This is a genomic window from Cohnella soli (assembly GCF_042655525.1).
Taxonomy (GTDB): domain Bacteria; phylum Bacillota; class Bacilli; order Paenibacillales; family Paenibacillaceae; genus Cohnella; species Cohnella soli.
This window is the reverse complement of the sequence record NZ_JBHSMI010000015.1, coordinates 224,182-243,750: the sequence shown is the minus strand read 5'-3', so window position 1 is coordinate 243,750 and position 19,569 is coordinate 224,182. Positions and strand designations below refer to the sequence as shown.

The window sequence follows — 19,569 nt, the reverse complement described above, 5'->3', positions numbered from 1 at the left end:
TTCAGCTCCTCCCCGTTCACCGATACGCCCCACCTTTTTAAGGTAATCCCGGACGCAATATGTTAATTTAATAGCATAGGTTTGCCCATTCTATCGATCTAGCAGGTGTTTTCGTGACAACTTTCCTCCAACTGAATACAATTTTTCTGAGCATGATTATGGAAGCGATCCCGTTCGTTCTCGTCGGCGTATTGATCTCGGGTTTCATTCAATCGTTCGTGTCTGAAAAATGGATCTCCCGCGTCATGCCGCGCAACCGATTTTTGGCGTCGTTGTTCGGGTGCAGCGTCGGCATTCTGTTTCCTTCTTGCGAATGCGGCATCGTACCAATTACTCGTCGTCTGTTGAACAAAGGCGTACCGTTGAACGCCGGCATCGCCTTTATGCTGACAGGACCGATCATCAACCCGATCGTCCTGTTCGCGACGTACATTGCCTTCGGCAACGATTGGCGCGTCGTCCTGATCCGTTCGGGCATGGCATTCGCCGTTGCACTCGCTGTTTCCATGTGCGTCGCGCTGATGTTTCCAGAGCTGCCGCTACGCGTAGATGAACGTCAGATCGCCGCCGCGTCTGAAGTTCCCGCCACCGTCAAACCTCGGCCGCCTGTCGCACCAAAGCTTGGTCACGTGCTCACGCATGCGGTAGACGAATTTTTCTCCGTTGGCAAATATCTCGTACTCGGCGCCTTCATTGCGGCCAGTATGCAAACGTTCATTCCAACGTCAACGCTGCTCCGTCTCGGCAGCAACGAAGTAATGGCCTCGCTCATCATGATCGGGCTGGCGTTCACGATGTCTCTTTGCTCCGAAGCGGATGCATTCATTGGATCGTCGTTTCGCAGCACTTTCTCTATGGGATCGATATCCGCTTTCCTCGTGTACGGACCGATGATCGACATCAAAAACACGCTAATGCTGCTCGGCTCGTTCCGCACCAAATTCGTCGTCACGCTGATTGCGCTTGTTACGCTATTTACGCTCATTGGCTCCTTAATCGTTGGGAGGTTGGTATAATTGATTCGCTTTTACATCTTGTTTGGCTTCGCCCTTATGTTTTCTCTCATCCACCTGCAAGGCCAACTTAACAAGTACATCAACACCAAGTACGCATATTTGTCGGTTACAGCCATCGTGTTGCTGCTACTGCTCAGCGCGATTGAGGTCGTGCGCATGTACCGGGTAGAGCAAGCAGAGAAAAAGAGACTGGAAGCCGCAGAAGCAGGAACCACGTCGAACGCTACCTGCAACGACCATACTCACGATCACACACATGGGCAAAATCATGATCATAATGACGTGCAAAACCATGATCACGCACACGAGCATGACCACCACGATCATGATCACGACGCGTTCGGGCATTCGCACGAGCCCAAATCCAAATGGAAACGCGCCGTCGGCTACCTCATTCTCGCTTTTCCAATCGTGACGGGCATCTTCCTCCCGGTTCAGACGCTCGACTCGAGTTTCGTAAAAGCGAAAGGTTTCTCGTTCAAAGGGATGGATGACGCAATGTCGGACAAAAACCCGGGCACGCACCAATTTCTGAAACCGGACTCCAGCGTATTCTACGGCAAGGAAGGCTACGACAAGCTGAAAAACAAGGAATTGGCCGAAATCGTCGGTATGAAAGAAATCAATCTGAACGATGACCTCTTCATGAAAGGCATGGAAGTCATCTATAATTTCCCGGGGGAATTCATGAATCGGACGGTGTCTTTCACCGGTTTCGCCTACAAAGGGGAGCAAGTGGATGGGGAGCATTACTTTGTGTTCCGGTTCGGCTTCATTCACTGCGCGGCGGATTCGGGCGTATTCGGGATGCTCGTTGACTTTCCGAAAGGGACGGTACTGCACGATGACGACTGGATACATGTAACGGGCAAGCTGACATCCGAGCTGTACCAGCCGTTTAAGCAGACGATCCCCGTGCTCCGCGTCACTGCATACGAGAAGATCGAAGTTCCGAAAGACCCTTACGTGTACCGGACCAACTAAATATCAAGGAGGCATACGGGCTCCATGAAACTCGATAATATTACAGTGCTAGATTTCGAGACGAGCGGGCTGGACCCGGCACGCGACCGCGTCATCGAAGTCGCGGCCATTCGCTGCTTCGGCGGCGAGATCGTCAGCCAGTTTCAGACGCTCATTCGTTTCGAAGGGGCGCTCGCACCCAAAATCACCGAGATTACGGGCATTACGAGCGCCGACCTCGTGAACGGCATGGATGAAGAAACGGCATTTCGGATTCTCAATAGAATGATCGGGGACAGCACGATTGTGGCGCACAACGCGATGTTCGACCTCGGCTTCCTGCACCATACGCTGCTTCGGTTGGCGAACCGATCGTTTCCGAACGATTTTCTCGACACGCTGACGATCGCAAGAGAACGCCACACGTTCCCGCACAATCTCAAAGACATGTGCCTGCGTTACGGCATCGAACTTGAAGGCGCTCATCGATCGCTTAACGACGTCATCGCTTGCTGGAAGCTACTCGAGAAGATGAACGAGGAACAAAGCGTATCAAACTACATAAATGTTCTTGGCTATATGAAAAAATACGGCATGCCCAAGTGGCATCCGTCTAAAGCGAATATGGTACCGGTGGAGATTAAGTATGCCTAGGAGGTAGCAGCGGGCTGAATTTTCAGTTGGTCTATGAGCGTTCGCGTATCTCACGGGACGCGAGTTCGCGACAGTTAGTGGTCTGCGAGATCATTATTGCTGTGGTGAGCCTGGTTTCGGAGCTGACAGTGGTCTGGGAGATCATTATTGCTGTGGTGAGCCTTGTTTCGGGGATGATAGTGATCTGGGAGATCATTATTCCGGCGAACTAGCCAGGTTAGCGACTGATAGTGGTCTGCGGGATCATTAGTTCGACTGAGATCAAGCAACCACGCCTAGAGAGAAGGAGCCGACTCCCACGAGTCGGCTCCTTCTCTGTATCCTTCTTATGAATAATTCCGAATGAGCTCCAAGAACGCACTGCCGTACTTCGCAAACTTGCCGTCGCCGACGCCTTTGACACTCTTCATCTCGCGTTCCGAACGCGGCATCGCTTCGCACATCTCGCGAAGCGTCGCATCGTGGAAGATAACGAACGGCGGAAGCCTCTCTTCGTCCGCGATCTGCTTTCTCAGCTTGCGCAGCTCATCGAACAACGCCGGATTGGACACGGCAACCGCCGAAGACGAACCTCCTGTCCGTCTCCCGCCGCTTCGTGCAGTTGGAGCAACCTCCGGTTCGACCTTCTGATAAACATTGCTTTCTCCGCGCATTACCCCGAGAACCCGCTCCGTCAATTGAACGACCGGATATTGCGAATCGGACATCGACAAGTAGCCGTCCGCGACAAGTCCATGAATAATTCCCGTCAGCTTTTTCTCCGGCACCGCCTGCAATCTGCCGTAACTTCTCAGCCGATCAAATCCGAGTTGCTTGATCTTGGCGTCGTTCGCGCCGCGAAGCACTTTAGCCGTCATCGTGACGCCGAACCGCTGCTTCATCTCGGACACGCAAGCGAAAATAAATTTCGCCTCCATTGTCACATCCGTCGTCTCGCGCGTATCCGAGCAATTCGAGCACGTGCCGCAGCGCTCCCCGTTCTCCTCGCCGAAGTAACGGACAATCGTTAGCTGCAAACACTCGCCGGTATGAACGTATTGCACCATTTCGTTAAGCAGTCGATAATCGTTCGTCTTCCGTTCCTCGCCTGCTTCGCTCTGATCGATGAAGAACTTCTGCGTGACGACATCTTGCGGCGAGAACAATAACACGCATTCGCCCGGATCGCCGTCCCGTCCAGCGCGCCCGGCTTCCTGATAATAGGCCTCGAGATTTTTCGGCATGTTGTTGTGGATGACATACCGGACGTTGGACTTATCGATGCCCATACCAAACGCATTTGTCGCGACAATGAGCTGCAAGTCATCCCGCTGGAACGCCTCTTGCGTCGCTTCCCGCTCCTCTTCCGGCAATCCGGCATGATATTTGCCAACCGGCACGCCTAGCGACCGCACAAAAGTGTATACGCTCTCCACTTCACGTCTCGTCGAAGCATAGATAATGCCCGCCTGATCCGGCCTCTCTCGGATAAACCGCTCAACGTAAGCGCGCTTGTCCGCATTTTTGACGACGGACAATGCTAAGTTGTCGCGCGCATATCCTGTTGTCACGCGCTCCGGCTCGCGCAAGCGAAGCCGGGTAACGATGTCATCCTTAACGACGTCCGTAGCCGTCGCCGTGAACGCCGCCATGACCGGCCGCGGCTCGATTTCCCGCAGCAATGAAGCAATCGTCATGTAGCTCGGGCGAAAATCATGCCCCCACTGCGAGACGCAGTGCGCTTCGTCGACCGCGATGAGCGGCACGTCGAGCTTACGCACGAGCTCACGGAAATATTCAGACTCGAGTCGTTCCGGAGCAACGTACAGCAACTTGTAATGTCCGGCCGCCACATTACGCATCCGTTCGTTCGTCTCCTTAAGCGACAAGGAGCTGTTAATGAAGGTCGCTTCGATGCCCGCGGAGTTCAAAGCATCGACCTGATCTTTCATTAAGGAAATCAAAGGAGAGACGACGATCGTAACACCGTCGAACAGCAGTGCCGGAATCTGATAACAGATCGATTTGCCTGCTCCCGTCGGCATTATACCAAGTACATCCCGCCCCGCAAGAATCGCTTCGATCAGCTTGCCTTGACCCGAACGGAAAGAATCGTAGCCGTAATACGTTTTCAGCGCATCAAGCGCTGCTTTATTAACCATCGATCGCACCTCCAGTCGGAAGCCAAGGACTTGGCTCACCAATCGCAAAGACTCGCAAAACATGCAACGCTCGCGTACATACGGTGTATAGCAACTTGCGGTCTTTCTCCTGTCCGTATTGCGACGCGGAAGCGTCCCAGACGAGCACAGCATCGAACTCAATGCCTTTGGCTAGATACGACGGCAGCACCGAGACGCCTTTTGGCAATTGCGCCGCCCCTCCGGTGACAAGCGACACCGGAATCTCGTCCGGCAGCAGCTCCTTTAATACAGCGGCAGCGTCCCCCGATTCACGAGCTGTTTTGGCAATGATGCCAATCGTGCCATAACCGCGAGCGGACAGTTCGGATATACCTGCAACGACACTCTCGCCAAGAGAGCCTCCGTCCGAGCATACCGTCAACCGTGGCACCTCGCCACTCCGATGGAAGGGGGTAATGCTCGCAGCGTCTTCCTGTGACAAAATCTTTTTCGTATACGCCACGATCTGCTCCGTCGAACGATAACTTGTCGTTAGCTTTAACACCGACGTTGTCTCCGGCGCCATCAGCCTCGTCCAACCGCCGAATCCACCGCTATCTTGGGATTGCAAATAGATCGCCTGGTTGAAATCCCCGAGCACGGTAAAACGCGCGCGCAGATAACGACGTCTCAAATAAGCCGCCTGAAACGGCGAATAATCTTGCGCCTCGTCCACGAACACGTGCTGGATCTCGTCTTCGACTTTACGGAAACCTTCGAGCGCCTCTGAAATATACATTAGCGGTGTCGCATCCTCGTGATCGATCATCTTACGGCCGAACGAGTCGTCGATCCGTTGGAGCATCCATTCGATATTCGGAGGCAGCTTGCCATCCGGCGCACATGCCATAAACACGCCGCGATTCTCGAATAAATCCCTGTACACTTCAGGCGCGTCGATGAAGCGATAACTGCGCACCGCTTTCACAAGCGGCGCAATGCAATCCTCCGCAACTCGGCGTCGCAGGCGAATGGTCATCTGCTCTTCGTCGTCGAACACTTCGTCGTGGAAACCGCCCTTGCGGCGAACGTCAACGTACGCCCGCTGAATATCCTCGATCTCGACGAGCTCGGCTGCTTCTTCTACCCATTTGGCATCCAACTGCGACTCGACCCAGTCGTTCAGCTTCTCCAGCAGCCAGCGCCGTACGTTCGCCGAACGTGTGCCGAAGCCGTCCGAAGCTTGAATCGCATAGAATTTCTCGGCGATCTCCTCTTCCGTCACTATGGATATGCCGCGAAACCGAAGCGGACGGAACCGAACGCCGCTGTTCTCGAGTTTCTTCAAATAATTTTCGACCGTGGCAAAGAAATGCTCCGACCCCTTATATCGAACCGCCCGTTCCCTTGTCTCGCCCGCATTCTGGCCGCCTTCTTCCGACAGCGCTTCGGTCTGGGCGAACAAGTCCTCTACTTCGAACCTTCGGCCGAGCCTCGCCTCGATCAATTCACGGAACGTCATCTGTCGCATGTTCGCCTCGCCCAAGTCGGGCAGGACACGGGAAATGTATCCTTTGAACACCGGATTCGGGGAGAAAAGAATGATCTGATTCGGGCCGAGCGTCTCGCGGAACCGATAAAGCAAATACGCAATGCGCTGCAGCGCGGCGGACGTTTTGCCGCTACCGGCCGCACCCTGGACGACGAGCATCTTATGTTTTTCGTCCCGGATGATGACGTTCTGCTCTTTCTGAATCGTCGCAACAATGCTCTTCATTGCGGTGTCCGAGCCCTCGGAAAGTACCGCTTGCAAAATTTCGTCACCAACAGTCTCAGACGTGTCGAACATAAATTTCATTTGCCCGCCGCGAATAACGAATTGCCGTTTCAACGTCAATTCGCCTTCAATCCAGCCATCCGGAACGCGGTATGTCGCAGAACCCGGCTCATGGTCGTAAAACAAACTCGATACCGGTGCCCTCCAATCGTATACGTAAAACGTCTCTCCGTCCTCGCCAACGAGAGACGCGCGCCCGATATAGATCGCCTCGGTCGGGTCGCCGATTCCTTTCTCCCTGAAATCGATTCGGGCGAAGTATGGCGAATCGAACTGTTTCGTCAACCGATCCACGACTTCCGTCGCGATACGATGACTCCGCTCGCGCTCAAGCAGCAGCTCCTTCTGCTGCATGATACTGCTCCACGTCTCGCCTACCTCGGTTGAGTCCGAGAAGTTTACCCGAACGTCGTCCCAGAACTCTTGGCGAATGCCGACGACATCTCCCCGGCGGTCGCCGAGCAAAGCAGACTCCTTGCGCATCCTCCGCCCGACCTGCTCGAGAACGGTTAGCAGCCGCTCTTCTTCCTCTTCCCGAGGGGTCAACGCTTCGTTGCTCATCGCTTCCCACTCCCCTGACAGCCAATCTCCGTAATCTTGAATTTTATCATGCTCGCTAGCGGATTTCAATGTCACGACTTCAGACAAAACTGCCCCGAACGCTCATCTAGAGCTCGGGGCAGCTTTGCAAAAATGTTATATCGCCGGCTTGGTCTTATCTGCTCTTAACGAGCAACTCGATCGCTTCCTTGACCATCCGTTTCGTGTCTCCGCCTGATTGCTGCTCTGCGACGATGCACGCCTCCAAATTTTCCGCGACGATAGTGGCGATCGCTCTATCTGCCGCGCTGCGTACAGCCGATAACTGCGTGATGACTTCCTTGCAATCTTTTCTTTCCTCCATCATCCGCAGCACGCCGCGGACTTGGCCTTCCAGACGCCGCAGCCTTTTCTTGACATCGTCGTTGTATTCGTAAGCCACCCTGATCTGCCTCCTATTGTCGTCGTCTCTTCCAACATACCTAGATAGGTATATTATAGAGCAAAAAGTAAGGACGTGCCATCAGCCGAAACAGTTTTGGAAATCGTTATTTACGGCTTTGGTCGATCCCTTCGACAAGCGTCTTCTCGACTTCTACGGCGATCTCTTTCAACCCTTCGTCGCCGATGACCTCGATCAAGGCCGTCGGTTTGGGCAACCCGATTCGAGTTTTCCCTTCCTTCTCGTACACGACGATCTTGCAAGGGAGAAAATAAGCGGCAAGCTCGTTCTTGCTTAATATTCTCGCGGCCTCCGCCGGATTGCATACTTCCAAGATGCGGTAAGGCTCATCGAACGATTGCCCCTTTTCCTTCAGTTTCGCTGTCAAGTCGAAGTCCCACAGAACGCCGAAGCCCCGTTTCTTCAATTCCTTCCCAAGCGCTTCGATCGTCTCGTTCATGCCAAGATCAGACTCTACAGTATAATGAAAGTTCATCGATCGCAACCTCCTTTTCGGTTATCGGACGACCTTTCCTCTCCATGAGGAAATCCCGCCTTGCAGATAGCCGACGTTGTCGATTCCGTTTGCTTCGCAATACCGCGCCCAGCAAGTGACCAGTACCGTACTCGGCCTGCTCGCGTACGTCCACGAGCATCGGTTTCGGCGAACCCTTCAGTTTCTCTTCAAATTGCTCCGACGTATAATTCGCCATGCCAGCGCATGCCCGTCTTCCTCTGACGATCAGCATCGCGATGGCGGCAATCAGCAACAAGCCGATTATCGTTGTCGTATTCATCGTGCGCATCTCCCGTCTTATTCATCCCTGAGAACTTTTACTCGAGATCGTCGCTTGGGCCGATTAAATAAATAAGTTCACCTTCGCGCCGTTCGCATCGCCGAGGTACGCGGCAACGCCGGCGAATTCCATGCCGTCGATCAGCTCTTCTTGCTTCAAGCCGAGCAGGTCCATCGTCATCGTGCATGCCACGAGCTTGACGCCTTGCTCTTGCGCGAGCTCGATAAGCTGAGGCAAGCTCAGCGCATTATGCTTTTTCATGACGTGCTTGATCATTTTCGGGCCCATGCCGGCCATATTCATTTTGGATAGACCGAGCTTGTTCGCTCCTCTAGGCATCATCCATCCGAACATTTTCTCCAGTAAGCCCTTTTCCGTCTTCACGACTTCTTCTTTGCGCATCGTGTTTAATCCCCAGAAGGTGAAGAAGATCGTCACTTCGTGATCGTATGCCGCCGCTCCATTCGCGATTATGAATGCCGCTATTGCTTTGTCCAAGTCTCCGCTGAACAGGACGATTGTCGATTTTTCCTTTTCCATTCCGTTAAAACCCTCCTTGAATAATCGAATTAGGACAATATCCCGATCCATATTTTTATTACCGTCGCCAGGATCAATGCGATCAGAATCCACTGCAACAATTTCGTATTCATTTTCTTGCTAAGCATCGCCCCGAGCGGTGCGGCGATCAAGCTAGCGATAACCATGATAATCGATGACTCGAGCAGCACATGTCCGCCCATGATCTTGCCAACTGTTGTCCCGATCGAAGAGATGAACGTAATGGCTAATGACGAGGCGATCGCGACACGGGTCGGAATTTTCAGGATGACGAGCATGACGGGAACGGTGATGAATGCCCCGGCCGCGCCAACGATACCCGAGACGATACCGATAATGCCGGCAAGCGTAAAGGCGACCGCTTTATTGAATTGAATGTTGCCGTAATCGCCGTTGTCCTGTCCTTTTTTCGGAAGGAACATCATGATCGCGGCGATCAGCGCAAGAATCGCATAGGTCAAGTTAATCGCGGAGTCGGACAGGAACTTGGACCCGTAGCCACCCGCGAAGCTGCCGATAACAATCGCCACACCCATATACAGGACGAGATTTCGGTTGATGAGCCCATCTTTGCGGAAGGCGAACATGCCCGCCAATGTGGCGAAAAAGACTTGAACCGCGCTGATGCCCGCAACTTCTTGTGCGGTATACGCGACGAAACCGAGAACCGGCGGAATGTAGAGCAGCATCGGGTATTTAATGATCGAGCCTCCGATGCCGACCATGCCTGAAATCATCGATCCTACGAAACCGATAGCGAACAAAAGCAGGATTAAACCGAACTCCATATCCATGGCGCGCACCCCCTTCTAGTGTGAGAATGGGGGACAAGTCCCCCGCCGTTTAACCTTTCTTGATGACGAAGCGATGCACGCCGTCCTTCTCCTCGTGAGTGATCCATTCGTTCTTGGACGATTTCACCCACGCTTGGAAGTCGTTCAAAGCGCCTTTGTCCGTCGCAAGAAGCTCCATATGTTCTCCTGCTTGCAAGGTGTCCAGCGCTTTCTTTGCTCTAACGATCGGCATAGGGCAGGCCAAGCCTTTCGCATCTACTTGAATATCGATTTTCATGATGTCGTGTCCTCCTTATTTGTCGTGAACCGCGCAGCGGTTCGGTCCGATTTCCATGTCGCGTTGTTCGTCTTCGTTCGGCGCGATACGCCCCATGTTCGTTTGTCTGATCTCCTGGTAAGCGTTCGGCTGAGCCGGCAGGTTTTCCGTAACCGTCTTTCTGAACTCGTCTTCGCTCGCGATGTTAAGTCCCGGATTCGAAGAATACAGTTCGCCAAGACGTGCCGATACTTGACCGCCTTCGCCGAGCTCGCTTGTCTTGCCGAAGTGGGCAGGAAGCACAAGGAGATCGTCGGAAAGCTCTTTATACGTCGAGTACAACGTGTTTCTCAGATCGTTCGCCCATGCGCCGGCGTTGCCCGCGAGGTCCGGTCTGCCGATCGATTCGACGAATAGAATGTCGCCGCTCAGCAAATATTGATCGTCGACGACAATGGACGTGCTGCCGATCGTATGCCCCGGGGAGTATACGGGACGGATGACAAGCACCGTGTTGCCGACCGTGATTTTGCTTTGTTCGTCGAGCGGTCGATAGTCGAATACGACTTCGTCGGCGTCCTTAGGCGGCAGCCAGTACGTTCCTCCGTTTTGCTCGGCAAGCTTGCGACCGCCGGAAATGTGGTCCGCGTGCAAGTGCGTGTCCAGCGTATGCTTGATAACCGCACACTTGGACTTCGCAAAATCTTCGAACACGTCGGTCATCCGCAGCGTATCGACGACCGCAGCTTCGCCTTCCGACAATACCATGTAAGACAAGCAGCCTTTGCCCATCCGGACGAACTGATACAGCTCGCCGCCGTCTTTCAGATCGCCTACCTTAACCGGCTCCAAATATTCGCTCCATGCCTTCATGCCGCCTTGGAGGTAGCTGACGCCTACGACGCCAGCTTCGGTCAGTTGCTCCGCCACGAAAATGGATGAGCCTTCCTTCGCGCAGACGACGAGAATATCGCGGTCCTTCGGAAGCTGAGGCAACACTTCCTCGACGCCGTCGATCAGATCGAAGTAAGGAACGTTGATGCTTTCCAAGACTCCGCCGTCGATTTTCCAGTCCCCGTAATCCGATTCGTTGCGAACATCCAATATAAACAGCGGTTTACTCTCGATAATGGCTCTGGTGACTTCACCGGCCGTCATTGCGTTCGCGGTATTCGTTGTCATGTTAGTTCTCCTCCCTTGATCCCGACCACTCCAACATGCCGGGCAAGACGTTCGTCACTTGATAACCCTTCTCTTCTAATAACAAACAAGCGAAGTTGCTTCGTTTGCCGGTTCGACACACTACGAATAACTCTTTGTCCTTGGGCAATTCTCCAGCCCGCGACTCCAATTCCCCTAGCGGAATCGATAAGGCGCCGGGTATATGTCCGAACCCGTATTCGGCCGGTTCCCTAACGTCGAGCACAAGAATCGCTTCTTTGGCGTCAAGCTTGGCAAGCAACTCATCGTTCGAGATCGTTCGTCCGAACATCGTCTCCGCCTTCTCTTCGTCGGCGGAAGCTTTGCGTACGTAATGCTTCAGCACTTCCCCCTCGTGCAACGTGCCGAGGTATTGGTGGCCGGTGTTTTTGGCCCAGCCTTGAATATCGGCCAATGAACCTTTGTCCGTCGCTTGCATCTCGATGACTTCGCCCGGCTTCAGCGCTTCGATTGCTTTCTTCGTTCTGACGATCGGCATCGGGCAAGCGAGGCCTTTGCAATCCAATACTTGATTCGCCGTAAATGTCGTTGTCATGTTTCGTTCATCCTCCTTGGTTTGTCGTTCAGCTCGCGTCCGATCCATTGTTCTACCGATTCCGGCTTAACCGTCGTCCACCCATTCGTTTGCATCAACTTGCACCTCTTTCCAATTGATAAATACCCTATGGGGTATAAAAGAATGCTCGTCGTTCCGTATACCCTGCTGGGTATATAAAATACTATAAATGCAGCCATTCGTTTTGTCAACATACCCCCATGGGTTTGTTTGCAAACATGAAAATACTTCATTTCCGAGAAGCAAATGAAAATAACCGTATCGCTCCTGACAAGGGGAGATACGGTTATTACAACTTATATGCGTGTTCATTAAAGCGCGCCCGCGTCTCTAACGATCTCGCTTGCTCGATCGTAATCTTCTTCCTCGACGATCGCCACGAGCATGATGTCCCGCCCGCTGACTCGATTATCCGGTCCGCCCGAACTATAGCCGCTTGCACTCACGCTGGAAGTTGCTAGCTTGGCTGCGTCCGGATTATCGAAATCGCCGCCGAGCGTCAAGCGGCCAAGATTGACGAAATCGCCCGTGATCGTGCCCCCGATCTTGTCCAGGCTTTCGATGCCTGTGCCCGAATAGCCGTCGAACCTTTCGATCGCGTAGTCGACCAGCTTCAGCGGCTTTAATTGCCGCAGCGCTTCCTCTGCTTGGTCTGGCGTGTTGAAGTATGCGAATACCGTTCTTTCCGCCATAAACGTTTCCCTCCGATTCCGGATACTGAAACTCGCCGAAAATGACTTCGGTATCGTGCCCCATTTTCAAGTAAATATTCGCGAAGGCCTTTCAATTCCACGTCACACTTTCGGCGGTTCCCACATATACATAGCTTGGTGGAATCTTTGAATCCGACAGGAGGCTTGGCCCGGCATGCGCGACGATGAGCTACGCAATCTGGAAACCGCCATTACTGACATTACGGAAATCGCCGATCGATTCGGTCTAGACTTCTATCCGATGAGATACGAAATATGCCCGTCTGACATCATCTACACGTTCGGCGCTTACGGCATGCCGACACGGTTCAGCCATTGGAGCTTCGGGAAAACATTTAACCGGATGAAAATGCAATATGATCTTGGGCTGAGCAAAATTTACGAGCTCGTCATCAACTCCAACCCCTGCTACGCCTTTTTACTGGACGGCAACTCGCTCGTTCAGAACAAACTTATCGTCGCTCACGTGCTCGCTCACTGCGACTTTTTCAAAAATAACGCCCGCTTCTCCGTCTCCAATCGCAATATGGTCGAATCGATGTCCGCTGCCGCCGATCGCATCAGCCAGTACGAGATCGAATACGGTACCGATGAGGTTGAGAAATTTCTCGACGCCGTTATGGCCATTCAAGAGCATATCGATCCCGCGATTCATAAGCCGTACGGTTTAGATAAGAAATACGCGCAATTGCAGCAGAAGAAAGACAAGGAACGTAACGTGTCGCGCCCGGCGTCACCATATGAAGATTTGTGGGAGCTGGAGAGTTATGAAAATGGCAGCAACAAGGACAAGAACAACAATGAATCGGCTGCAGACTCGCGCAAGTTTCCGGTAAATCCCGAGAAGGATATTGTCTGGTTCGTTCAGGAATATGCGCCGAACCTGGAAGATTGGCAACGCGATATTATGAGCATTATCCGCGAGGAAATGCTTTACTTCTGGCCGCAGATAGAGACCAAGATCATGAACGAAGGCTGGGCTTCTTACTGGCATCAACGCATTATGCGGGAACTTCCTTTGACGAGCGAGGAGACGATCGAATACGCGAAACTGAACTCCGCCGTCGTGCAGCCGTCCCGCCATTCGCTTAACCCGTATTACTTGGGCTTGAAAATTTTCGAGGATATCGAGAAAAGGTTCGGACAGGAGAAAATTTTCGAAGTTCGCGAGATGGATTCGGATCCTTCTTTCCTTCGCAACTATTTGACGAAAGAGCTGACCGAGGAATTGGACTTGTACATTTTCGAGAAGAAAGGCCAGGAGTGGAAAATTACCGATAAAACCTGGGAGCACATTCGCGACCAGATGGTGTATTCGAGGGTCAATGGCGGGTTTCCTTATCTTGTCGTCTCCGACGGGGACTATCAGCGCAGCGGTGAACTCTACATCACCCATAGTTACGAGGGAACGGAGCTGGACTTGAAATACGTCGAACGCACACTCCCTTATATCGTGCATTTGTGGGGCAAACCGGTCCATCTCGAGTCGGTGTCCGACGACAAAAAAATACTGTTCAGTTGCGACGGCAAGAAGACGACTCGCAAACCGCTTTAACGCTTGGGAGATCAGAGAAAGTGAACAGCCCCCCGTCAAGTAGACAGTATAAAAAATAAAGATCTATGAAGCGGCCTTAGTCCTGAATTCAATGGGACTGAGGCCGTTTAGTTTTTTCTGTAATCGCTCGTAATTGTAGAAGTGAATATAGTCATCGATGTCCTTCTTTAGCTGCTCAAAGGTTTGGTATTTATGTAAATAGTATTTTTCACATTTCAACGTCCCCCAAAAAGATTCCATTGGACCGTTATCAATACAACGTCCAACTCGGGACATACTCTGCCTCATTGTAGCTTTGTCGACCATCTTCTTAAACTGTCGAGAAGTATACTGGAAGCCTCGGTCGCTATGAAGGAGCGCTTTGCTCTTTGGCACTACCTTTAGCGCCAACTTCAATGTTTTAAACACCAGCGGATTATTATTGGAATTCCCAAGTACATAAGAAACAATCGATTTATCATGAAGGTCGAGAATTGCACTTAAATAGGCTTTCTGACCGTTGCCGTACTTCAATTCAGTGACATCCGTTAGCCACTTCTCATTTGGAGCTTCCGCCTGAAACTGGCGGTTTAATACGTTCTCAGCAACATGTTGAGGTGTAGAACGCACATATTTCTTTTTCTTCCGACGAATAACGGACTGAATCCCTTGTATCTTCATCAGGCGATACACACGTTTGTGGTTAATCTGCTTCTCCGTTTGTCGACGCATATGCAGCGTCAATTGTCGGTAGCCAAAGGTACCTTCAACCTTCTCATACAACGACATCATGAGTGCCGTTAGCTCCTGGTTCGCCAGCTGTCGTGGACTAGGCTGGTGACTGAGCCACTTGTAGTAACTTGACCTTGGGATACCCATAATCTTGCACAGGAGCTTCACACTAAGCGACTCTGACTGCTGCACCGCTTGGATAGCAAGGTATATGTTCTCCTGACGATGCCCGTTTAGCGACGCCTCCTTTCGAACTCCTGTAGCTTTTTTAATAGAGCATTCTCTGCCCGAAGTCGCTCGTTTTCGTACTCTAATTTCTTCATAGTGAGCTTTTGCTGATCAGCCTCAGTTAACTCTTCAGGGGCCTTCGTGCGTCCTCTGCCGTCTTGCAAAGCGCCCTCGCCACCTGCTTCATACTTCTTTACCCATCCATAAACTTGCTGATAAGAGACCTGGTATTGGCTCACAGTCTTCTGGTAATCCCGATTATTAGAAAGGCAGTAGAGCACGATGTCGATCCGTTCCTGCCATGTTGTTGTACGTCCCTTGGTCATAGTTCTAACACCCTTGTTGTACGATGATAAGTTGCTATGACCATTATACTTGCGTATCCAATCGATAAGTTGAGTTGTGCTAGCGATTTTATACTTTTTAATAATTTGATTATGCGAGAATTGTCCAGTTAGGTAATCTTGAACGGCCTGGAGCTTAAGTTCTGCAGAGTAACTATTATTGCGGGAACGAATTTCTAACCCTTGAATGCCATACTGATCGTATTTTCGTTTCCACTTTTCCAAAGTACTGATGTTGACGTTGTACTTCTGAGCTATTTCTTTTCCAGTGCCACGTCCGTCTTCAAGCTCCCTTAAAGCCTCCAACTTCTCAATTCCGCTATATTCATTTTTTATGCCCAACAGAAAGCTCCCCTTTAAGCAACAGGTTTAGTTATTTCACCTGTCCACTTAAAGGGGAGCATATCAGCTGCGGATTGCCCTTTTCGTCGTGGATGCACGCTTAAGCGCGCCGAATTTGGTTACCTTATACAGGATACGAAAGGAGAGATACTCGAATGAACAATACGCCGAATCAGCCGCAACGACCGACTTCTTTTCCACCTCAACATCAGAATCAGATGCCCGGCATCGAAGGAACGATGACACCATTGCCCGAATCCGAATCCCCGCTCTATAAACCCGCGGGCAAGCTTTCCGGAAAAGTTGCCATTGTCACCGGAGGAGATAGCGGCATCGGACGCGCCGTATCCATCGCTTTCGCGAAAGAGGGCGCCGACGTCGCCATCGTTTACTTGAACGAAGACGCAGATGCCGAAGAAACGAAGAAACAGATCGAAGCCGAAGGCAGACGCTGTTTGCTGTTAAGTGGAGACATCGGCATGGCGGAATTTTGCAAGCAGGTCGTGAGCCGGACAATCGCTGAATTCGGAAGACTCGATACGGTCGTGAACAACGCCGCCGAGCAACATCCGCAGGACAAGCTCGAGCAAATTACGCCTGAGCAGCTTGAGCGAACTTTCCGTACGAACGTTTTCGGGATGTTTTTCCTCACCCAAGCTGCAATGTCCCATCTGGCGGCCGGCGCGACCATTATTAACACGACATCCATCACTGCCTATCGTGGCAGCCCGACTTTGCTTGACTATTCTGCGACCAAAGGGGCAATCGTGGCTTTTACTCGTTCGCTTGCGATGAACGTTATCGGTCAAGGCATTCGCGTGAACGCCGTCGCGCCCGGACCGATCTGGACACCGCTCATCCCTTCGACGTTCGACGCTCAGAAAGTCGCGTCTTTCGGTTCGGATACTCCGATGAAGAGAGCCGGGCAACCGGATGAACTCGCTCCAGCTTACGTCTTCCTTGCCAGCGAAGACTCTTCTTACATGGCCGGACAAGTGCTACACGTCAATGGCGGCGAGATCGTCAACGGCTAGGGCGTGTCTGCAAACCCGCTCAGGGGCATCTTTCACCGCCTTTTCGCCCGGAGTATCCAGACACGCCTTAAGATGCCGCGACGATCTCGCCGCCGGGTATTACCCGTGTGCTTCTACAAGTTTGACGGAGTTAAAATCCGTCCGGTAATAACGAATCATCACGACCGTGCCCAGCGCGACGAGGAAAGAATAAAGCGCAAGCCACGCGCCGATGCTGCCCCAATCCAATACGATAACGAACAAGTAGGTCAGCGGCACGAACATAAAGATGCTAAGCACGAACGACGACTTCATCAAGAACGTCGTATCGCCGATGCCCCGAAGGCCGCCTGCATAGAAGTTATAGAACCCGTCGAAAATTTGTAAATAAGCGGATACTCTGATGAGATCGGCAGCCAATTGATAGACTCCCGGATCATTGCTATACAGTTTCGCAATCGGGACCGACCAGATCATCTCCGCTGTGCCGAGCAAAATCAAGAATATGGAGCCGAGCACCGCCGCGTTCGTTCCGGCCGCTTTCGCCAGCTTCGGCCGGCGTTGCCCGAGCTCCTGCCCGACGAGAATCGTCGCCGTCGAGCCGAATGCGAAAGCAGGCATGAAGCCGAACGACATGATGCTGAGCGCGACTTCATTCGCCGCGGCAGCCATGTCCCCAAGCGTCAGGACGAAAATCGTAAAGATGTACATCGAGATACTCATCGAAAATTCCTGCATGCCAAGCTTGCCGCTTTCCTTGGAAATCAGCTTCAATTCCAGCCAATCCGGCTTCGGAATCGATCTCGTCTGGAACCGCTTATGCATCGGCCCCCAGAATACGATTAAACACGCGAGCAACTGCACCGCTTCGCCGATCAGCAGCGCATATCCCGCCCCGACGATGCCCATATCAGGTAAGCCCCAATGCCCGTAAGTAAGCCCATACGTCAAACCGACCATCAGCACATTAGCCAGAATCGATACAATCATGGAAATGCGCGTATTGCCTACCCCGCGAAAGAATCCGTGAAACACAAAGCTAATAATCCCGAACGCCATTGCGTAAAATCGAAGCTCCAAATAGTCCCTGCCTGTAGAGATCAGCTCTTCCGAACCGCCGGTCAACGCGAGCACTTGACCGCTGGCGAGCCAGCCGGCAATGGTAATAATGACTGCAACGCCAAGACTGACAAGTATCGCCAGATACATGCGTTGCATCCCTTTGCGCATTTCCTTCGCACCGAAATTCTGGGCGACAAGATAGTTGACCGTATGACCGATGCCTGAAAAAATCGCGAATACGTTGTACATAATAATATTCGATACGCCGACGACGGCAATGATAACAAAGCCGAGGTCACCGACGAGAATTAAATTAATCGTACCCGTGAGTGTCTGGGTCGCAAACGCGAATAACGATGGGAGCGCCAGCAGCAAGATTCCCTGCCAGCTTCTAAGTAATTTCATGCTGTTTAACCGTCCTCGCTGTCTAGGATGCTCCCATTCTGACTGAGTTCATGATTCAAGTCAATGAAAGATTAGCGCGAGTTTTTATGCGATTGTGCTCTCATTAGATCAGCATTTGACCGCAAAGATCCTGATCCGTCGATAGTCGGCTATCCATCTCCCGTCTGCATACAGCGCGGCCTCAGGCTGCTTCAACTTGGAGACTGCGGCGTTCATCCATCTTTCAGCGTCCTGCACATTTGCGTTCGGGAACATCGCTTCTCCGAACATCCGAAGCCAATCTTTCATCCCTTCTTCCCCGTTCTCCAGCGGAGTCGGACGATCGAACAAAATCGCATGGCGTACTTCCATCCCATGCTTCTCGAGCATCATACCGTATTGTCCAATCGTCGGAAAAAACCACGGCATAACGAATGCATCCTCGCGCACTTCCTCCGTTAGAACCGATCTTACCGCCTCAACGATTTGCTTCACGTTACCATATCCGCCGAATTCAGCGACGAATCGTCCGCCTTTTTTCAGGCCGCTCACCATGCTCGCAATGGCCCCTTCTGCATCCCGCATCCAGTGCAATGCCGCATTGCTGAACACCGCGTCGTACTCGTAATCCGACTGCCATGTCGCCCCGTCCGCACATTCAAACTGCAAATGCGGGTATTTGGCTCGGGCTCTGTCGACCATTTCCGAGGAAATATCTACTCCGTACGTTATCGCTCCTGATTCCGCAATCTTTGCCGCCAAGTCCCCCGTTCCGCAGCCGAAATCAATGATTCGCTCTCCCTCAAGCGGGTTCAACCATTGAACGACATCTTCCCCGTACCGAGACACGAATCCCATTGATTGATCGTACCCGCTTGCTTCCCAATGGACTTTCTGGCTCGGCGTACCGTCAGTGTACGAATTTGTCATTGTCGCTTCCTCCTTGGTTGTTGTGTTAAACAAGTTATATCACTCGGAGGGGAATAGGTGAAATATATAAAATCTATTTTTATAATAGTTAATACCTATAAGACGAAAATAAAAAAACCAAACCTCGGCGGCTTGGCGTTCTCATTTTATCATGTTCTAACTTTTCCAGAACAGCGCCTTCTTCGGCACCGCTTTGTACGAGGCCATACTTTCTTTGGCAAGATGTTCGACCTTGCTTACATTGGCCTCCGATACGGTGGCAAACTTGCTATCCTTCGTCACTGGATGCTCAAAATAAACCTTCCGTGCTTTCGGATCAAACGACTTTACATGGTTCATGTTGACTACGTTCGTTCTGTCCAGACGTTCAAAGCCTAAATCCTTAAACAAGATGAGCAACTCGTCCAGTGTCGTGGGATAGAAGTACATGCCGTCCTTTGTGTAGAACTCAGGACCGTCCGCCGTAGGCTTAATCGTGATCAGATCTTCGACATTAACTTCCACCGGGTTACCTTCACGATCGAGCAAGCGGATGTATTGTGACATGT

At 52.0% G+C, this 19,569-nt stretch carries 20 protein-coding genes; 5 read left to right on the top strand and 15 right to left on the bottom strand.

Going from position 1 to position 19,569, the window contains the following annotated elements; genetic code table 11:
- Positions 1–152: 152 nt before the first annotated feature.
- Genes ACFPOF_RS08985 through ACFPOF_RS08975 form a run of 3 tightly spaced genes read left to right on the top strand, consistent with a single transcriptional unit; the run spans position 153 to position 2,633 of the window.
- Positions 153–1,016 carry a permease gene (locus ACFPOF_RS08985; RefSeq protein ID WP_378131807.1) on the top strand — a complete coding sequence of 288 codons (864 nt, stop codon included), beginning with the start codon at positions 153–155 and terminating at the stop codon, positions 1,014–1,016.
- Positions 1,017–2,000, top strand: coding sequence for a TIGR03943 family putative permease subunit (locus ACFPOF_RS08980; protein WP_378131710.1), 984 nt, complete (start codon positions 1,017–1,019; stop codon positions 1,998–2,000).
- A 24-nt stretch (positions 2,001–2,024) separates the two neighbouring features.
- Positions 2,025–2,633 carry a 3'-5' exonuclease gene (locus ACFPOF_RS08975; RefSeq protein ID WP_378131708.1) on the top strand — a complete coding sequence of 203 codons (609 nt, stop codon included), beginning with the start codon at positions 2,025–2,027 and terminating at the stop codon, positions 2,631–2,633.
- 326 nt (positions 2,634–2,959) lie between these two features.
- On the opposite strand, the gene recQ is transcribed toward ACFPOF_RS08975, so the two are convergent.
- The 11 genes from recQ to ACFPOF_RS08920 form a co-directional block, all read right to left on the bottom strand.
- The gene (gene recQ, locus ACFPOF_RS08970) at positions 2,960–4,774 is read right to left on the bottom strand and encodes a DNA helicase RecQ (RefSeq protein ID WP_378131706.1); all 1,815 of its coding nucleotides are present in this window, start codon (positions 4,772–4,774) and stop codon (positions 2,960–2,962) included.
- A complete protein-coding gene (gene helD, locus ACFPOF_RS08965) occupies positions 4,767–7,202 on the bottom strand; it encodes an RNA polymerase recycling motor HelD (protein ID WP_378131704.1) in 2,436 nt (811 codons plus the stop codon). The genes recQ and helD overlap by 8 nt, the downstream gene beginning before the upstream one ends.
- A gap of 85 nt (positions 7,203–7,287) precedes the next feature.
- Complete coding sequence (locus ACFPOF_RS08960) at positions 7,288–7,554, bottom strand: metal-sensitive transcriptional regulator (RefSeq protein WP_378131702.1); 267 nt, start codon at positions 7,552–7,554, stop codon at positions 7,288–7,290.
- A 106-nt stretch (positions 7,555–7,660) separates the two neighbouring features.
- Complete coding sequence (locus tag ACFPOF_RS08955; RefSeq protein WP_378131701.1) at positions 7,661–8,050, bottom strand: DUF302 domain-containing protein; 390 nt, start codon at positions 8,048–8,050, stop codon at positions 7,661–7,663.
- Positions 8,022–8,351 (bottom strand): rhodanese-like domain-containing protein, encoded by a 330-nt coding sequence (locus tag ACFPOF_RS08950; RefSeq protein WP_378131699.1) that lies wholly within the window; start codon positions 8,349–8,351, stop codon positions 8,022–8,024. Before ACFPOF_RS08950 ends, ACFPOF_RS08955 begins: the two co-directional genes overlap by 29 nt.
- 63 nt (positions 8,352–8,414) lie before the next feature.
- Positions 8,415–8,891, bottom strand: coding sequence for a DsrE/DsrF/DrsH-like family protein (locus tag ACFPOF_RS08945; protein WP_378131697.1), 477 nt, complete (start codon positions 8,889–8,891; stop codon positions 8,415–8,417).
- Positions 8,892–8,920: 29 nt separating this feature from the next.
- Positions 8,921–9,706 (bottom strand): sulfite exporter TauE/SafE family protein, encoded by a 786-nt coding sequence (locus ACFPOF_RS08940; protein WP_378131695.1) that lies wholly within the window; start codon positions 9,704–9,706, stop codon positions 8,921–8,923.
- A 49-nt stretch (positions 9,707–9,755) separates the two neighbouring features.
- Positions 9,756–9,983 (bottom strand): sulfurtransferase TusA family protein, encoded by a 228-nt coding sequence (locus tag ACFPOF_RS08935; protein ID WP_378131693.1) that lies wholly within the window; start codon positions 9,981–9,983, stop codon positions 9,756–9,758.
- Positions 9,984–9,998: 15 nt separating this feature from the next.
- A complete protein-coding gene (locus ACFPOF_RS08930) occupies positions 9,999–11,144 on the bottom strand; it encodes an MBL fold metallo-hydrolase (protein WP_378131692.1) in 1,146 nt (381 codons plus the stop codon).
- Between the two features lies 1 nt (position 11,145).
- Positions 11,146–11,718: a sulfurtransferase TusA family protein gene (locus tag ACFPOF_RS08925; RefSeq protein ID WP_378131690.1), complete on the bottom strand. Its 573-nt coding sequence runs from the start codon at positions 11,716–11,718 to the stop codon at positions 11,146–11,148.
- A 332-nt stretch (positions 11,719–12,050) separates the two neighbouring features.
- A complete protein-coding gene (locus ACFPOF_RS08920) occupies positions 12,051–12,431 on the bottom strand; it encodes a hypothetical protein (protein WP_378131688.1) in 381 nt (126 codons plus the stop codon).
- Between the two features lie 175 nt (positions 12,432–12,606).
- Between ACFPOF_RS08920 and ACFPOF_RS08915 the strand changes: the two genes are divergently transcribed.
- Entirely contained in the window at positions 12,607–14,007 is a 1,401-nt protein-coding gene (locus tag ACFPOF_RS08915) for a SpoVR family protein (protein ID WP_378131686.1), read from the top strand.
- 63 nt (positions 14,008–14,070) lie between these two features.
- On the opposite strand, the gene ACFPOF_RS08910 is transcribed toward ACFPOF_RS08915, so the two are convergent.
- Positions 14,071–15,626, bottom strand: a protein-coding gene (locus ACFPOF_RS08910; protein ID WP_378131805.1) for an IS3 family transposase whose coding sequence is annotated in 2 segments (ribosomal slippage) — positions 14,071–14,978 and positions 14,978–15,626 — 1,557 coding nt in all. Because the reading frame shifts where the segments join, the coding sequence is not laid out codon by codon here.
- Positions 15,627–15,787: 161 nt separating this feature from the next.
- Between ACFPOF_RS08910 and ACFPOF_RS08905 the strand changes: the two genes are divergently transcribed.
- Positions 15,788–16,666, top strand: a complete 879-nt coding sequence (locus tag ACFPOF_RS08905; RefSeq protein ID WP_378131684.1) for an SDR family oxidoreductase — start codon at positions 15,788–15,790, stop codon at positions 16,664–16,666.
- A gap of 99 nt (positions 16,667–16,765) precedes the next feature.
- Here the strand turns inward: ACFPOF_RS08905 and ACFPOF_RS08900 are convergent, their stop codons facing one another.
- The 3 genes from ACFPOF_RS08900 to ACFPOF_RS08890 form a co-directional block, all read right to left on the bottom strand.
- Positions 16,766–18,112, bottom strand: coding sequence for an MATE family efflux transporter (locus ACFPOF_RS08900; protein WP_378131682.1), 1,347 nt, complete (start codon positions 18,110–18,112; stop codon positions 16,766–16,768).
- A gap of 108 nt (positions 18,113–18,220) precedes the next feature.
- Positions 18,221–19,021 carry a class I SAM-dependent methyltransferase gene (locus tag ACFPOF_RS08895; RefSeq protein ID WP_378131680.1) on the bottom strand — a complete coding sequence of 267 codons (801 nt, stop codon included), beginning with the start codon at positions 19,019–19,021 and terminating at the stop codon, positions 18,221–18,223.
- A 156-nt stretch (positions 19,022–19,177) separates the two neighbouring features.
- The gene (locus ACFPOF_RS08890; protein WP_378131678.1) at positions 19,178–19,567 is read right to left on the bottom strand and encodes a LytTR family transcriptional regulator DNA-binding domain-containing protein; all 390 of its coding nucleotides are present in this window, start codon (positions 19,565–19,567) and stop codon (positions 19,178–19,180) included.
- Positions 19,568–19,569 lie beyond the last annotated feature (2 nt).

What these genes read in the sequence shown, in the direction of transcription:
- ACFPOF_RS08950 (WP_378131699.1), bottom strand. Translation starts at nt 8,351, where the DNA reads ATGAATACGACAACGATAATCGGCTTGTTGCTGATTGCCGCCATCGCG.
- ACFPOF_RS08905 (WP_378131684.1), top strand. Translation starts at nt 15,788, where the DNA reads ATGAACAATACGCCGAATCAGCCGCAACGACCGACTTCTTTTCCACCT.
- ACFPOF_RS08915 (WP_378131686.1), top strand. Translation starts at nt 12,607, where the DNA reads ATGCGCGACGATGAGCTACGCAATCTGGAAACCGCCATTACTGACATT.
- ACFPOF_RS08890 (WP_378131678.1), bottom strand. Translation starts at nt 19,567, where the DNA reads ATGTCACAATACATCCGCTTGCTCGATCGTGAAGGTAACCCGGTGGAA.
- ACFPOF_RS08930 (WP_378131692.1), bottom strand. Translation starts at nt 11,144, where the DNA reads ATGACAACGAATACCGCGAACGCAATGACGGCCGGTGAAGTCACCAGA.
- recQ (WP_378131706.1), bottom strand. Translation starts at nt 4,774, where the DNA reads ATGGTTAATAAAGCAGCGCTTGATGCGCTGAAAACGTATTACGGCTAC.
- ACFPOF_RS08945 (WP_378131697.1), bottom strand. Translation starts at nt 8,891, where the DNA reads ATGGAAAAGGAAAAATCGACAATCGTCCTGTTCAGCGGAGACTTGGAC.
- ACFPOF_RS08985 (WP_378131807.1), top strand. Translation starts at nt 153, where the DNA reads ATGATTATGGAAGCGATCCCGTTCGTTCTCGTCGGCGTATTGATCTCG.
- ACFPOF_RS08940 (WP_378131695.1), bottom strand. Translation starts at nt 9,706, where the DNA reads ATGGATATGGAGTTCGGTTTAATCCTGCTTTTGTTCGCTATCGGTTTC.
- ACFPOF_RS08935 (WP_378131693.1), bottom strand. Translation starts at nt 9,983, where the DNA reads ATGAAAATCGATATTCAAGTAGATGCGAAAGGCTTGGCCTGCCCTATG.
- ACFPOF_RS08900 (WP_378131682.1), bottom strand. Translation starts at nt 18,112, where the DNA reads ATGAAATTACTTAGAAGCTGGCAGGGAATCTTGCTGCTGGCGCTCCCA.
- ACFPOF_RS08955 (WP_378131701.1), bottom strand. Translation starts at nt 8,050, where the DNA reads ATGAACTTTCATTATACTGTAGAGTCTGATCTTGGCATGAACGAGACG.
- ACFPOF_RS08895 (WP_378131680.1), bottom strand. Translation starts at nt 19,021, where the DNA reads ATGACAAATTCGTACACTGACGGTACGCCGAGCCAGAAAGTCCATTGG.
- ACFPOF_RS08920 (WP_378131688.1), bottom strand. Translation starts at nt 12,431, where the DNA reads ATGGCGGAAAGAACGGTATTCGCATACTTCAACACGCCAGACCAAGCA.
- ACFPOF_RS08975 (WP_378131708.1), top strand. Translation starts at nt 2,025, where the DNA reads ATGAAACTCGATAATATTACAGTGCTAGATTTCGAGACGAGCGGGCTG.
- ACFPOF_RS08925 (WP_378131690.1), bottom strand. Translation starts at nt 11,718, where the DNA reads ATGACAACGACATTTACGGCGAATCAAGTATTGGATTGCAAAGGCCTC.